Raw genomic sequence first — 13,967 nt, 5'->3', positions numbered from 1 at the left:
ATGAAGCTGATGCGCGCGCCGAACCTCATCATCGGACAGCATTGGGTCAACGTGCTCGCGGCCGCCGGCGTGGCGTGCGAGCTGCACAATCGTTATCTGAACGGCGCGCTCGGCGACATTCCCGCGGATCAGTGCGCGCCGGAATTGTGGCTCGTGGATGACCGCAACGAGGCGCTGGCGCGACGCCTGATCGAAGCTGCATCGCGCGGCCCGGCGGCCGGCTCGCCCGGTTGGCAATGCCGCCAGTGCGGCGAGAAGCTGGAAGCGCAGTTCACGGTGTGCTGGCAGTGCGGGACGGTGCGCGATCCATTGGATGGATGAGGTGCCGGCCACGCGGCTGCGGCTTGGTCAGCGGGTTAGGCGGTCGAAAAAAACGGGCGACTGCCCGTTTTTTTTCTGCGCACTCCCTTTTGCGAGGCCTGAAGCGCTAGCCTCGTCTCAAGCGAGCCAGACCGCGATGGTCAGCATCAGCAGCAGAATCATCCACAGCACGACCGCGCGCCAGACGAGGCCCACCGCCGATTGCAGCGTGCGCGGCGTGCAATCGTCGCCGACCTGCATCGGGCCGCCGTCGCCGGTGGCGAGTGCGTCGAGGCTTGACGGCTCGGCAAGCGGCCCGCTCAGTCGCGCGCCCAGCGCCCCGCTGCCCGCGGCGAGCAGCACGCCGTCATTCGCGTCCGGCCACTGGCGCGCATGGTTGCGCCACGCGTAAATCGCGTCTTCGAAATTGCCGACAATCGCAAAGCCGAGCGACGTGAGCCGCGCCGGAACCCAGTCGATCACGAAGAAGGCACGCTGCGCAAAGCTCGAAAACGCGACGGTTCGATCGTCGACCGGGCGCGCCCACGTGCGCGACAGATATTCGGCGATCCGATACAGCACAGCACCCGCCGGCCCGACCGGAATCAGAAACCAGAAGAACACGCCGAACACATGGCGATGCGATGCCACCACCGCGTGAATCAGCGTGTGGCGGACGATCTCGCTGACCGGCATGTCGAGCGTGTCGAGGCCGGTCCATTCGTTGAGGATTTCGCGCGCGCGCGGCACGTCGTCGTTATTGAGCGCGAGATGGATGTCCGTAAAGTAATGGCTGAACTGGCGAAAACCGAGCGTGAAGTACAGCACCGCGACGTTCCACAGGAACGCCAGCACAAAATGGATGTTGTAGAGAACGTAGTAGATGAGCGCGACGGCCAGCGTCCAGGGCACCACGACGACGAGCCAGGCAAGCAGGCCGTGCTTCGGCTTGCCCGCATCGAATCCGTGCGCCGCCGACTCCGCATGATATTGAAGCAGCGCGGATACCGGATTGTTCGGCGACAGCGCGCGCACCTGTTCAATGATGAGAGCGAGCAATACGGAAAAAAAAGTCATGCGATGCGCCGTGCTTTTCGAGTTTTACGATTGTTTCGTAACGATAGCACAGGGTCGGATGCCGCTGAGCGGGGACGTTGCCAAACACCCAACGCGTGCCTGTAAGACATGCCTCAGGCCGCGAGAAAGCGATAGAAGTTGCGCAGCATCGCGGCCGTCGCGCCCCAGATGAAATAATGGCTGCCCGTGCCGCTCTCGCCTTTTTCGGCTGCTTCGAGCGACGCGCCGCGTGGATACGGCATCGCGAAAAAGCGGCGCTCGCCGCCCTCGTAACGGAACACCCGCTCTTCGTGATGCGCCGGGTTCATCAGGAAGGCGAGCGGCACCTCGAAGACTTCCGCGACCTCGAGCGCGTCCGCTTTCAACGCGAACGGCGGGTGGACGAGACCGATCACGGGCGTCACGCGAAAGCCCGTGCCCGTCAAATAGTCGGGCAGCGCACCGAGTACTTCCACACGCGAAGGCGCGAGGCCGACCTCCTCTTCCGCCTCGCGCAAAGCGGTGGCGGTGGCGTCGGCATCGAAAGGCTCCTGACGGCCGCCCGGAAAGCTGACCTGGCCGGCGTGGTCGTTCAGATGATCGGCCCGCTGCGTCAGCAGCACGGTCAGGCCATGCGCGCGAATCACGAGCGGCACGAGGACGGAGGCGACCCGAGGGTCGGCGCGAATGTCGCGCCAGGGCGCTTCGACGATCGGCTCAGGGGTCCACGAAAGCGACTGTTCGAAGCGGGCGCGCAGACCGTCTGGCGTAAGCCGCTCCGCCGCGACCGGCGGTAGATGAGCGCCCGTTGCTTCGACGGGCAGCGTTTGAGGTTCAAAGACGGGGCGGATCAACGGATCTCTCGAATGACGGATGGAGGCGATGCCGCTATTTTGACCTGGCCAACAAAAAAGCACCCGCGAGGGGTGCTTTTCCTTACAGCATTTACGCCTGGGAAGCAGCGCGGTCTTTCGAGACCAGCTTTTCCTTGATTCGAGCCGACTTGCCCGAACGGTCGCGCAGGTAGTACAGCTTTGCACGACGCACGTCGCCGCGACGCTTCACGACGATGCTTGCCAGCAGCGGCGAGTACGTCTGGAACGTACGCTCGACGCCTTCGCCCGACGAAATCTTGCGGACGATAAACGACGAATTCAGACCACGGTTACGCTTGGCGATCACGACGCCTTCGTAAGCCTGGACACGCTTACGCGTACCTTCAACCACGTTCACGCTGACAACCACCGTGTCGCCGGGGGCGAATTCGGGGATGGTCTTTTCGCCGAGGGCGCGCGCGATTTCTTCCTGCTCGAGTTTTGCAATCAGATTCATCACTGACTCCTAAGTCCATCTTGTCGGCGTTCGTACCTGCCTGGCATGACATGCCCGGCTACGGCCCCGATAGAGGATGGGTTCACATCAGGCGCCGCACACGCATGTACGGCGCCGCCCGGTGTCCGCTCGAAAGACCGGGGCTTTACGCCTTCGGCTCTTCCTGTGCGAGACTTGCGAGCCATGCCTCGTCGGCACGGCTCAACATCTTGTTCTTTCTGGCCTTGACAATCAGGTCGGGCCGCTTGCGCAACGTATTGCGCAAAGCTTCGCGCCGACGCCACGCTTCAATCTCCGCATGATGGCCGCCGAGCAGCACATCGGGCACACGCACGCCCTGATATTCCTCGGGCCGTGTGTAGTGCGGACAATCGAGCAGTACGTCGACAAAACTATCCTGCACCGCCGATTGCGAGTCGTTGAGCACACCCGGCAACTGACGCACGACGGCATCCATCAAGGCCATGGCCGGCAACTCGCCGCCCGACAGCACGAAGTCGCCCAGACTGACTTCTTCGTCGACAACCCGGTCGAGCAGGCGCTGGTCGATCGCCTCGTAGCGGCCGCACAGCAGGATCAGCCCGGGTTGTTCGGCAAACTTCATCACACGCTCGTGATTCAGCGTGGCGCCTTGCGGCGACATCATCACGACACGCGGTGCGCCGATACCCTGCTCCGCCTGCGCCGCTTTGGCCGCTGCGATCGCGTCTTCCAGAGGCTTGGCCAGCATCACCATGCCGGGCCCGCCGCCGTACGGGCGATCGTCGATCGTGCGGTAGTTGTCGGTGGTGAAATCACGCGGATTCCACGTACGCAACCCATAGCGCTGCTGCTTTGCTGCCCGGCTGGTAATGCCCCAGTCGGTCAGCGCGCGGAACATGTCGGGAAAGAGCGTGACGACATCGAACTGCATCGCTCTCTCCGTTTTAGCGAACTCGATTTGCTCAACTATCAATAATCGGCTTCCCATTCGACGGTGATCTGCTTCGCCGCCTGGTCGACCGCTTTGACAAACACACCGACGAACGGGATCAAACGTTCGGCGGCGACCGGCTTGCCGGTTTTGTCGGCCGCCGGATATTCGACGCGCAGCACCGAGTGCGCGCCGTTGTCGATCATGCCAGCCACCTTGCCGAGATTCGCCCCGGCAAGATTCACTACCTCGAGGCCGATCAGGTCGACCCAGTAAAACTCGTCGGCTTCGAGCGCCGGGAATTCGCTGCGGCTGATATAGACGCGGGAGCCGCGCAATGCCAGCGCCGCGTCGCGGTCAGCGACGCCGCCCAGATGGGCCACCACACTATCGCTATGCAGTTTTGCCTGCAGCGACGGCGCGGATTGGCGCTCGCGGCCCTTCATGAGCCACCAGCGCTTTGCGCTCAGCAACGCGTCGCCGCCCTGGCCGGCATCCGCATGCGCGGCCACCTTGACCCAGCCTTTGAGGCCGTAAGCGTCGACGATTGCGCCGACTTCGACCGCGTCAGCCGGCCAACTCTCCGCCGTTTCCGGGCGCATGGCTGCTGCCTCGGAAGCGGCGTTTGCCACATTGGCTTTCGCCTTGCCTCCAGCCCGCTCGCCCGGCTTGCGGACGAATGCACCGAATGGCGCCTCGCCAGACGTCTTTGCGCGCGGGCTTGCCTCTTTTGCCTTCGCGCGACCTGAACTGCCGGAACCACGCTCAGACATGACCAAACCTCAGACTAAATCTCAGCTTGAGCCGCGCTACCAGCTTCGACGCCAGTTTCGGCAAAACTTCTTGCGCATCGGACTGCTCACGCGGATGGCGCGAGCCGCCGGCCAAACCGACGCCGATACGCACGCGAGCTACCATTAAGCAGCCGGCTGCGCCTTTTGCGCTTCTTTCACGAGACGCTCGACGGTCGGCGACAGTTGTGCGCCAACGCCTTGCCAATACGTCAGGCGGTCTTGAGCGATACGCAGAGCTTCGCCCTTCGTAGCGATCGGGTTGTAGAAGCCAACGCGCTCGATGAAGCGGCCGTCACGACGGTTACGCGAGTCGGTTGCGACGATGTTGTAGAACGGGCGCTTCTTGGAGCCGCCACGAGCCAAGCGGATGATGACCATACTAGAATCCTTGAAAACCGGGGTTCGGAACGACTGAAACACGCGATTATAGCGGGAAACTGACGCCATAACAAACACTTACCGGGATAAACTGAGCAATCGGGTTGCGCCGCCCCTACAGCGCGGGCTCGGAACCTCGCGCCGGCCCTCGCGCAAACGCCTGAACAACCTGACGGAGTGCCCGTGAAATCCCAGCCGCGAACTGCCCTTGCGCTCCTCTTTTTCGCTTGTCGCACCGCGTCTGTCTGCCTTACGCACGGTTTTCGCCCGGCAGCCGCTGCATTGCTGACCACCTTCGCCTGCCAGGCCCTGGCCGCGCCGCCTGTGGAGCGCATCAAACTGCCGCCGGGCTTTCGCATCGAAGTCCTCTCGGACGCGGTGCCGAGCGCGCGAGCCATGGCGCTCTCACCAAAGGGCATTCTCTATATAGGCAGTCTGGACGGTCACGTCTATGCGCTCGAACTGCAAGGCGCACGCGTTGCCGCGCGCCATGTGGTGGCGACCGGCCTCGAAGCTCCGATAGGCGTGGCATGGCACAACGGCGCGCTCTATGTCTCGGCGGTGTCGCGAATTCTACGCCTGGACTCGATCGACACGCGCCTCAATGCGCCGCCGCAGCCCGCCGTGGTCACCGACACATTGCCCTCCGAAACCCATCACGGCGCGAAATTCATTGCGTTCGGCCCGGACGGCAAGCTCTATGTCCCGCAGGGAGCGCCCTGCAACGTCTGCCTGAAGGACCGCGACCGCTATGGGCTGATCGGCCGCATGGACCCGGACGGCAGCCACTACGAAGTGGTGGCGCGCGGCGTGCGCAACTCCGTCGGCTTTGCATGGCATCCGGCGACGCGCGAGCTCTGGTTCACCGACAACGGTCGCGATCTGCTAGGCGACGATCTACCGGACGACGAGCTCAACCGTGCCTCGCGCGCCGGCCTGGATTTCGGCTTTCCCTACTGCCACGCCGGCGTGATAGCCGATCCTGAGTTCGGCGCGGGGCACCCCTGCAACGCGTTCACGCCGCCGGTGGTGAAGCTGGGCGCGCATGTCGCTGCGCTCGGCATGCGCTTTTATAGCGGCTCGATGTTCCCGCCCGACTATCGCGACAACATTTTCATTGCCGAGCACGGGTCATGGAACCGCAGCAAGAAGGCCGGCTACCGCGTGGTGCGAGTCGTCACTGACCCGGACGGCAGCCATGCGCGACAAGAGGTGTTCGCCGAGGGCTGGCTTCAGTCCGGCGAAACCGTCTGGGGCCGCCCAGCCGACGTTCTGCCGCTACCCGACGGCTCATTGCTCATTAGCGACGATTACGCCGGCGCTATCTATCGTGTCAGTTACCCGGCACATTGACTGCCCACGTTGCCGTGAGGACACAATCCAAGCGCGCCGCCCTGAGGCGGAACGCCGCGTGACCGCCGGCACACGCCCGGCGTAGAATGCGCGACGGTCCGCGCGCAACGGTGCGCCGCGCTTGTTCATCGGCTGTTTTCACCGCCCGTTATCGCCACCCGTTTCGCCACTGCTTTCACCGCCCGCTACCGCCCATTACCTCCCTATCACCTCCCCATTACCGAGCGCCGGTTTTCAACCGCCTGTCACTCTGACCTCTCTTACATGTCCACGTCTTTCTCGACCTCGACTTACTTCCGCTCCAAAACGATCACAGCTGCGCTGGCTTTCTTCCTGGGCACGCTCGGCGCGCACCGCTTTTATCTTTACGGCCCGCGCGACATCTACGGCTGGGCGCATATTATCGGCACGCTGCTCGGCATTCCCGGCGCGATGCTGCTGGTAGCCAGCGAACGCGCTTCAACGCTCGGCTGGGTGCTTGCCTTTCCGGGCGCCGTATCGATTCTGGCCGCATTTCTCGCCGCGATCGTCTACGGGCTGCGGCCGGACGACAAGTGGGACCGGCAATTCAACGCGCACACGCAGCGGAAAAGCCGCTCGGGGTGGACCGTTATCTTCGTGGTGATCTTTTCGCTGCTGATCGGCGCCTTTCTGCTCATGACCGGTCTCGCCATTTCCTTCCAGACCTACTTCGAAACGCAAGTGCAGGCAGCAAAGGCGCTGTCCCAATAGCGGCGGCACGCCCCCCCCCGATACGCTAGAAAAGATCGAGTTGCCGCTTGTCAGGACGGGGGACCGGGACTCGCGGCGCCTCGTTCCGCTTGAAATGGGACATATCCAGAATGCCCCGGTCGCGCTGGTTGAGCCCCAAACGGCGAACGGCCTTGTGGAATCGCTGCTTCAGCAGGTCTGCCCACAAGCCTTCGCCCTTCATTCGGGTGGAGAAAGCCGAGTCGTAGTCTTTGCCACCGCGCATATCCCGCACGCGCGCCATGACCCGCTCGGCGCGATCCGGAAAATGCGCAGCAAGCCAGTCTTTGAAAAGCGGCGCAACCTCCCACGGCAGACGCAGCACGATATAGCTCGCGTTGCACGCTCCGGCTTCCGCGCAAGCTTCCAGCACGCGCTCCATGTCCGGTTCGGTGACAAACGGGATGACGGGCGCAATGCTGACGCCGACTGGAATGCCCGCCTCGCTCAGTGTGCGAATGGTGCGTAGGCGCCGCGACGGCGTGGCCGCGCGCGGTTCGAGCGTGCGCGCAATGTCCGCGTCTAGTGTGGTGATGGTGATCGCCGCCATGAATTGGCCGCGGGCCGCCATGGGCGCGAGCAGATCCAGGTCGCGCTCGATCAGCGACGACTTGGTAATCGCCGCGAACGGATGATTGCGCTCGCTCAGGACCTCGACCACCCGACGTGTGAGCCGCCAGTCGCGCTCGGCGGGCTGCCACGCGTCGGTGTTGACGCCAAGCGCGATGGGCTCCGGCTCGTATGACTTTTTCGACAGTTCGCGCTCGAGCAACTCAGGCGCGTTGACCTTTGCATAGATCCGGCTTTCGAAGTCGAGCCCCGGCGAGAGTCCGAGATAACTGTGCGTGGGCCGCGCAAAACAATAGATGCAGCCATGCTCGCAACCGCGATATGGATTTAACGACACGCCAAACGGAATATCCGGCGACGTATTACGCGTCAGAATGCTTTTCGCCCGTTCTTCGAACACCTGCGTGCGCAGCACCTTGGGCGGTTCGCTTTCGTCCGCCGTGGCAACCCAGCCGTCGTCCACGGCCTCGCGCTGATCGACTTCGTAGCGGCCTTGCACGTTGGTCACCGCGCCGCGGCCTTTGCGGGGCACGGGCGGCGCGATGACAAACTCGGCGGCGGAAGAGGTATCGGGTTCAGTCACGGCTCATCAGCAACAGGCAGAACATGGGCACAGGCAGAAACAGGCAGACCCAGGCAGAAAACAAAACGGCGCAAACACCTGTATAAATATACAGTGTTTACGCCGTTTGTCGAGCCCTTCCGGAAGGCCTAACGCATCGCGTCGTCTCCCACCGGAATGGTCAGGGTTTCCTTGATCTCCTCCATCACCACATAGCTTTTCGACTGCACAGCGCCGGGAAGCTGCAACAGGATGTCGCCCAGCAGCTTGCGGTAATCGGCCATTTCGCCGATGCGCGCCTTGATCAGATAGTCGAAGTCGCCCGACACCAGGTGGCATTCGAGCACCTCGGGAATCTTCTGCACCTCGCGGCGAAACTGGTCGAACATGTTGCCGCTCTTGTGATCCAGCGTGATTTCCACGAACACCAGCAGCGCCGCGCCCAGCTCCGCCGGGTTCACGCGGGCGTAATAGCCGGTGATCACGCCGTCGCGCTCCATGCGCTTGACGCGCTCGATACACGGCGTGACCGAGAGGCCGACCTGCTCGGCGAGGTCTTTCATGGCCATGCGACCGTCCTGTTGAAGCAACCGGAGGATCTTGTGATCGAGCTTGTCGAGGGCCCGGACCGGCTGGCGTTGCGTGCGCATAGTGTTTTTGCTGAAATTCTCAAAAATACGATAACAAAACCTGCAAGCTCGCCAATAGTATAGCGGTTAACACTGGGCGCATCGCATTACACGTCGTTAATCGAATGATTCAGACCAACCGACGCACGCACCGCCCTTCAAATCCTTGCGAATTTTCTGGAGCAGCTATGCGAGTCGTCGTTTTGGGTAGTGGCGTCGTCGGGGTGACGAGTGCGTATTATCTGGCGCGAGCGGGTCACGAAGTGACGGTTATCGATCGTGAAGCGGGCCCCGCGCTCGAAACCAGTTTCGCCAACGCCGGCCAGATCTCGCCGGGCTATGCGTCGCCGTGGGCCGCGCCCGGCGTGCCGCTGAAGGCCGTCAAGTGGATGTTCCAGAAACACGCGCCGCTCGCCATCCGCCTCGACGGCACGCAGTTCCAGTTGCAGTGGATGTGGCAGATGCTGCAGAACTGCACGGCTTCGCGCTACGCGGTCAACAAAGGCCGGATGGTCCGCCTCGCGGAATATAGCCGCGATTGCCTGCAGGCGCTGCGCGCGGAAACCGGCATTCAGTACGAAGGCCGTACGGGCGGCACGCTGCAGGTCTTCCGCACGCAACAGCAGTTCGACGGCGCGGCGAAAGACATCGCCGTGCTGCGCGAAGCGAACGTGCCGTACGAACTGCTCTCGGCGGCTGAACTCGCGCAGGCCGAGCCGGCGCTCGCCGCGGTCTCGCACAAACTCACGGGCGGCCTGCGCCTGCCGGGCGACGAAACCGGCGACTGTCAGATGTTCACTACGCGCCTCGCCGCGCTCGCCGAGCAGATGGGCGTCAAATTCCGCTACAACACGCCGATCGACGCGCTCGCCATGGCCGGCGACCGGATCGCCGGCGTGCAATGCGGCGGAGAACTCGTGCGTGCTGATTCGTTCGTCGTCGCGCTGGGTTCTTACTCGACGAAATTCCTCTCCGGCCTTGTGAAAATTCCGGTGTATCCGCTGAAGGGGTATTCGATCACCGCGCCGATTGTCAATGAAGCCGCGGCGCCGGTCTCCACGGTGCTTGACGAAACCTACAAGATCGCGATCACCCGCTTCGACAACCGGATCCGCGTCGGCGGCATGGCTGAGATCGTCGGCTTCGACAAGTCGTTGCGGCAAGCCCGCCGTGAAACGCTCGAACTGTGCGTGAACGATCTGTTCCCGGGCGGCGGCGATACGTCAAAGGCCAGCTTCTGGACCGGCCTGCGCCCCATGACGCCGGACGGCACGCCTATCGTCGGCCGTACGCCGGTGCCCAATCTGTTCCTGAACACGGGTCACGGCACACTCGGCTGGACGATGTCCTGCGGTTCCGGCCAGTTGCTTGCCGACGTGATGTCAGGCAAACAGCCGGCGATCAAGGCAGACGACTTGTCGGTGCATCGCTATCTCGGCGAGACCGGCGGCACGCCTCGCCCGGCTTATGCGTGAAGTTGCGCGCGCCGAGCGCCATGCTCGGCGGCGCATCTGACAGCAGTTTCTGATCGCACAAACCGGCTCGGCAAAAAGAAACGGCGCCTTCCTACAAGGCGCCGTTTCTATTCCGGCAGCAGTTTGCGTCAGATCCGAAGCTGCATCAGAATTGATCCACCGACAAACCCAACACGCCCTCGCCGCCCTTCGCACTCACAATCGACGCCTCCAGCGCGCTCGCGAGCGGCAACACATGCTCGGCATAGAACTGGGCGGTCGCGATCTTGGCGCCGTAGAACTGAGGATCTTCGTCGCGCTTCTGATTGGCGACGAGCAGCGCGCGCGCCATTTGCCAGCCGCCGAGCACAATGCCGGCGAGCTTCAGATACGGCACGCTGCCCGCGAACACGGCGTTCGGATCCCGCTTCGTGTTTGCCACGACGAAGTCGACCGCCGCGCTCAACGAACGCTCGCCCTGCGCAAGATACTTCTTCATCGACTCGAAGGCCGCGCCCGGTTGCGAGCCAAGCGCCTCGACCGTTTGGGCCACCTCGGCAAGCAGCGCCTTCGCGACCTTGCCGCCGTCGCGCACGGTCTTGCGTCCGACCAGGTCGTTCGCCTGGATCGCGGTCGTGCCTTCGTAAATGGGCAGAATGCGGGCATCACGGTAATACTGCGCGGCGCCCGTTTCTTCGATGAAGCCCATGCCGCCGTGAACCTGAACGCCGAGGCTCGTCACGTCGATCGACGATTCGGTGCTCCAGCCCTTCACGATCGGCACGAGGAATTCGTAAATCGCCTGATGTTCGGCGCGCTTCGCTTCGTCGGGATGGCGATGCGCAATGTCGCTGTGCGCGGCCGCCACATAGGCGAGTGCGCGCGACGCCTCGGTGAGCGCGCGCATGGTAGAGAGCATGCGGCGCACGTCGGGATGCTCGATGATCGCGACAGACTGTTTCGCGGAGCCGTCGACGGGACGGCTTTGCACACGTTCCTTCGCATAGGCGGCTGCCTTCTGATAGGCGCGTTCCGACACGCCGACGCCCTGCATGCCCACCGCAAAGCGCGCCGCGTTCATCATGATGAACATGTACTCGAGGCCGCGATTTTCTTCGCCGATCAGATGCCCGATCGCGCCGCCGTGATCGCCGAATTGCAGCACGGCGGTCGGACTCGCTTTGATGCCGAGCTTGTGCTCGATCGAGACGCAGTGCACGTCGTTGCGCTCGCCGAGCGACCCGTCTTCATTCACGAGAAACTTCGGCACGATGAAAAGCGAGATGCCCTTGACGCCCTCGGGCGCGTTCGGCGTGCGGGCCAGCACGAGATGCGCGATGTTCTTCGCCATGTCATGCTCGCCCCACGTAATGAAAATCTTCGTGCCGAAGATCCGGAACGAACCGTCGCCTTGCGGCTCGGCGCGCGTGCGCACGAGCGCGAGATCGGAGCCCGCCTGCGGCTCCGTGAGGTTCATCGTGCCGGTCCATTCGCCGGAAATCAGCTTGGGCACATAGGTCTGTTTTTGCGCGTCGCTGCCGGCGGTCAGCAGTGCTTCGATCGCGCCGTCCGTGAGCAAAGGACACAGCGCGAACGACAGATTCGACGCGTTCAGCATTTCCACGCAAGGCGTGGCGATCAGCTTGGGCAGGCCCTGGCCGTCGTAGTCGACCGGATGCTGCACGCCTTGCCAGCCGCCTTCGGCAAACTGGCGAAACGCGTCCCTGAAGCCGGGCGTCGCGGTGACCACGCCGTCCTTCCAGCTGCTCGGGTTGCGGTCGCCCTCGACGTTTAGCGGAGCCAGCACTTCCCCGCACAGTTTCGCCGACTCTTCCAGCACGGCCTGAGCAGTGTCGAGATTCGCGTCTTCGAAGCCCGGCAGCGTCGCAATCTGTTCGAGGTTCGCCAGTTCCTTCATCACGAACAGCATGTCCTTGATGGGCGCCGTATAGCTCATTTTCTGTTCTCCTCCTGCGTGATGGAAAAAGGGCGCGGGACTTGTTCGGTCCTGCGCCCTTCGCGTGTCGCCAAACGCCTCGTATGGCTTGTTAGATGGCTTGATGTGGCGCCGGGACGCTTAGCCGAGTTCGTTCACGAGTTCCGGCACGAGTGTGAACAGGTCGCCCACCAGCCCATAGTCCGCGACGCTGAAAATCGGCGCTTCGGGGTCCTTGTTAATCGCGACGATGACCTTGCTGTCCTTCATACCGGCCAGATGCTGGATCGCGCCCGAAATGCCCACGGCTACATACAGTTGCGGTGCGACGATTTTGCCCGTCTGACCGACCTGATAGTCGTTCGGCACGAAGCCCGCGTCCACCGCCGCGCGCGATGCACCCAGCGCCGCGTTGAGCTTATCGGCGAGGGGCTCCAGAACCTGCGTGTAGTTTTCGCCGTTACCGAGCCCGCGGCCGCCGGAGACGATGATCTTCGCCGACGTCAATTCCGGACGGTCCAGCTTCGTGACTTCGCGGCTCACGAACTGCGAGATGCCTGCGTCGGCTGCCGCTTCGATCTTCTCGACCGATGCGCTGCCGCCTTCGGCCGCGACCGCGTCGAAACCGGTGGTGCGGACCGTGATGACCTTGATCGGGTCCTGGGATTGCACCGTTGCAATCGCATTACCGGCGTAGATCGGGCGCTCGAACGTATCGGCCGAATCGACCGCCGTGATGTCGCTGATCTGCGCGACGTCGAGCTTCGCGGCGATACGCGGCGCGATGTTCTTGCCGTACGCGGTCGCGGCGGTGAGGATGTGCGAGTAGTCCTTCGCGATGTTCAGCACCGTGGCCTCGACGTTTTCCGCGAGACCTTCGGCGAGTTGCGGCGCGTCGGCGAGCAGCACTTTGCTGACGCCCGCAATTTTCGCCGCTGCGTCGGCTGCTGCCTGCGCGTGGTGGCCGGCCACCAGCAGGTGAATGTCGCCGCCGATCTTCTGCGCGGCTGCAATGGTGTGCAGCGTCGCGGCCTTGATCGACGCATTGTCGTGTTCTGCAATTACCAGATTCGTCATTTGCCCTGTCTCCCTGTCACAGCACCTTGGCTTCGGTCTTCAGCTTCTCGACCAGCGTCTTCACATCCGGCACCTTCACACCGGCGGAGCGCTTGGGCGGCTCGGCGACCTTCAGCGTCTTCAGACGCGGCGTCACGTCGACGCCCAGGTCTTCGGGCTTGATCGTTTCCAGGGGCTTTTTCTTGGCCTTCATGATGTTCGGCAGCGTCACATAGCGCGGCTCGTTCAGGCGCAGATCGGTCGTGACGACAGCGGGGAGTGTCAAAGACAGCGTTTCCGCGCCGCCGTCGACTTCGCGCGACACGGTGGCCTTGCCGTCCGCGACCACGACCTTCGACGCAAACGTCGCCTGCGGCAGGCCAGCCAGCGCGGCCAGCATCTGGCCCGTCTGGTTCGAATCGTCGTCGATCGCCTGCTTGCCGAGAATGACTAGTTGCGGCTGTTCCTTGTCGACCAGCGCCTTCAGCAGCTTCGCGACCGCGAGCGGCTGCAGCTCTTCATTGGACTCGATCAGGATCGCGCGATCCGCGCCGATGGCGAGCGCCGTGCGCAGCGTTTCCTGCGACTGCGTCACGCCCGCCGACACGGCGATCACTTCCGTCGCCACGCCCGCTTCCTTCAGACGCACCGCTTCTTCCACCGCGATTTCGTCGAACGGATTCATCGACATCTTCACGTTCGCGATATCGACGCCCGTGCCGTCCGACTTCACCCGGACCTTCACGTTGTAGTCGACCACTCTCTTCACTGGCACCAGGATTTTCATGCACACGCTCCAAAGTTACGAATACGTCAACCCAGCGAACATTATAACGACTGCCCTCGGGGCAGCCGTCTCGCGGGCGCTCTAGCAGGAGGATATC

The 13,967-nt window shown here is 63.2% G+C and carries 15 protein-coding genes; 4 read left to right on the top strand and 11 right to left on the bottom strand.

The genetic code is table 11. The features are described from left to right. On the top strand, window positions 1-321 hold the full coding sequence (locus tag ACEN8U_RS18540; protein ID WP_015003444.1) for a putative signal transducing protein: 321 nt from the start codon (window positions 1-3) through the stop codon (window positions 319-321). 117 nt (window positions 322-438) lie between these two features. Here ACEN8U_RS18540 and ACEN8U_RS18535 read toward each other — a convergent pair whose 3' ends face one another. The 6 genes from ACEN8U_RS18535 to rpsP form a co-directional block, all read right to left on the bottom strand. Further along, on the bottom strand, window positions 439-1,377 hold the full coding sequence (locus ACEN8U_RS18535) for a CobD/CbiB family protein (RefSeq protein WP_013589212.1): 939 nt from the start codon (window positions 1,375-1,377) through the stop codon (window positions 439-441). 113 nt (window positions 1,378-1,490) lie between these two features. After that, entirely contained in the window at window positions 1,491-2,210 is a 720-nt protein-coding gene (locus ACEN8U_RS18530; RefSeq protein WP_015003446.1) for an NUDIX hydrolase, read from the bottom strand. Window positions 2,211-2,301: 91 nt separating this feature from the next. After that, entirely contained in the window at window positions 2,302-2,688 is a 387-nt protein-coding gene (rplS, locus tag ACEN8U_RS18525) for a 50S ribosomal protein L19 (RefSeq protein ID WP_013340112.1), read from the bottom strand. A 145-nt stretch (window positions 2,689-2,833) separates the two neighbouring features. After that, on the bottom strand, window positions 2,834-3,601 hold the full coding sequence (gene trmD, locus ACEN8U_RS18520) for a tRNA (guanosine(37)-N1)-methyltransferase TrmD (RefSeq protein ID WP_015003448.1): 768 nt from the start codon (window positions 3,599-3,601) through the stop codon (window positions 2,834-2,836). A 38-nt stretch (window positions 3,602-3,639) separates the two neighbouring features. Then, window positions 3,640-4,374: a ribosome maturation factor RimM gene (gene rimM / locus ACEN8U_RS18515; RefSeq protein ID WP_041745657.1), complete on the bottom strand. Its 735-nt coding sequence runs from the start codon at window positions 4,372-4,374 to the stop codon at window positions 3,640-3,642. Between the two features lie 144 nt (window positions 4,375-4,518). Next, the gene (gene rpsP / locus ACEN8U_RS18510; protein ID WP_013340116.1) at window positions 4,519-4,773 is read right to left on the bottom strand and encodes a 30S ribosomal protein S16; all 255 of its coding nucleotides are present in this window, start codon (window positions 4,771-4,773) and stop codon (window positions 4,519-4,521) included. Between the two features lie 177 nt (window positions 4,774-4,950). On the opposite strand from rpsP, the gene ACEN8U_RS18505 reads away from it, so the two are divergent. After that, window positions 4,951-6,126, top strand: coding sequence for a PQQ-dependent sugar dehydrogenase (locus ACEN8U_RS18505; protein ID WP_041745659.1), 1,176 nt, complete (start codon window positions 4,951-4,953; stop codon window positions 6,124-6,126). A gap of 264 nt (window positions 6,127-6,390) precedes the next feature. Then, complete coding sequence (locus ACEN8U_RS18500; protein ID WP_015003451.1) at window positions 6,391-6,858, top strand: NINE protein; 468 nt, start codon at window positions 6,391-6,393, stop codon at window positions 6,856-6,858. 25 nt (window positions 6,859-6,883) lie between these two features. Here the strand turns inward: ACEN8U_RS18500 and ACEN8U_RS18495 are convergent, their stop codons facing one another. Together ACEN8U_RS18495 and ACEN8U_RS18490 are read right to left on the bottom strand one after the other, a co-directional pair. Beyond that, complete coding sequence (locus tag ACEN8U_RS18495) at window positions 6,884-8,029, bottom strand: PA0069 family radical SAM protein (RefSeq protein WP_015003452.1); 1,146 nt, start codon at window positions 8,027-8,029, stop codon at window positions 6,884-6,886. A gap of 128 nt (window positions 8,030-8,157) precedes the next feature. After that, complete coding sequence (locus ACEN8U_RS18490; RefSeq protein ID WP_015003453.1) at window positions 8,158-8,658, bottom strand: Lrp/AsnC ligand binding domain-containing protein; 501 nt, start codon at window positions 8,656-8,658, stop codon at window positions 8,158-8,160. A gap of 167 nt (window positions 8,659-8,825) precedes the next feature. On the opposite strand from ACEN8U_RS18490, the gene ACEN8U_RS18485 reads away from it, so the two are divergent. Continuing rightward, entirely contained in the window at window positions 8,826-10,112 is a 1,287-nt protein-coding gene (locus ACEN8U_RS18485) for a D-amino acid dehydrogenase (protein WP_041745661.1), read from the top strand. Between the two features lie 145 nt (window positions 10,113-10,257). Here ACEN8U_RS18485 and ACEN8U_RS18480 read toward each other — a convergent pair whose 3' ends face one another. The 3 genes from ACEN8U_RS18480 to ACEN8U_RS18470 form a co-directional block, all read right to left on the bottom strand. Further along, complete coding sequence (locus ACEN8U_RS18480) at window positions 10,258-12,048, bottom strand: acyl-CoA dehydrogenase (protein WP_015003455.1); 1,791 nt, start codon at window positions 12,046-12,048, stop codon at window positions 10,258-10,260. Window positions 12,049-12,168: 120 nt separating this feature from the next. Beyond that, on the bottom strand, window positions 12,169-13,104 hold the full coding sequence (locus ACEN8U_RS18475; RefSeq protein WP_015003456.1) for an electron transfer flavoprotein subunit alpha/FixB family protein: 936 nt from the start codon (window positions 13,102-13,104) through the stop codon (window positions 12,169-12,171). 16 nt (window positions 13,105-13,120) lie between these two features. Then, window positions 13,121-13,870 carry an electron transfer flavoprotein subunit beta/FixA family protein gene (locus ACEN8U_RS18470; RefSeq protein ID WP_028360816.1) on the bottom strand — a complete coding sequence of 250 codons (750 nt, stop codon included), beginning with the start codon at window positions 13,868-13,870 and terminating at the stop codon, window positions 13,121-13,123. Window positions 13,871-13,967: the final 97 nt, after the last annotated feature.

It is taken from the genome of Paraburkholderia phenoliruptrix, assembly GCF_047325075.1.
GTDB classification, from domain to species: domain Bacteria; phylum Pseudomonadota; class Gammaproteobacteria; order Burkholderiales; family Burkholderiaceae; genus Paraburkholderia; species Paraburkholderia phenoliruptrix.
The sequence above is the reverse complement of the archived record's forward strand: the minus strand, read 5'-3'. Positions and strand labels throughout refer to the sequence as shown.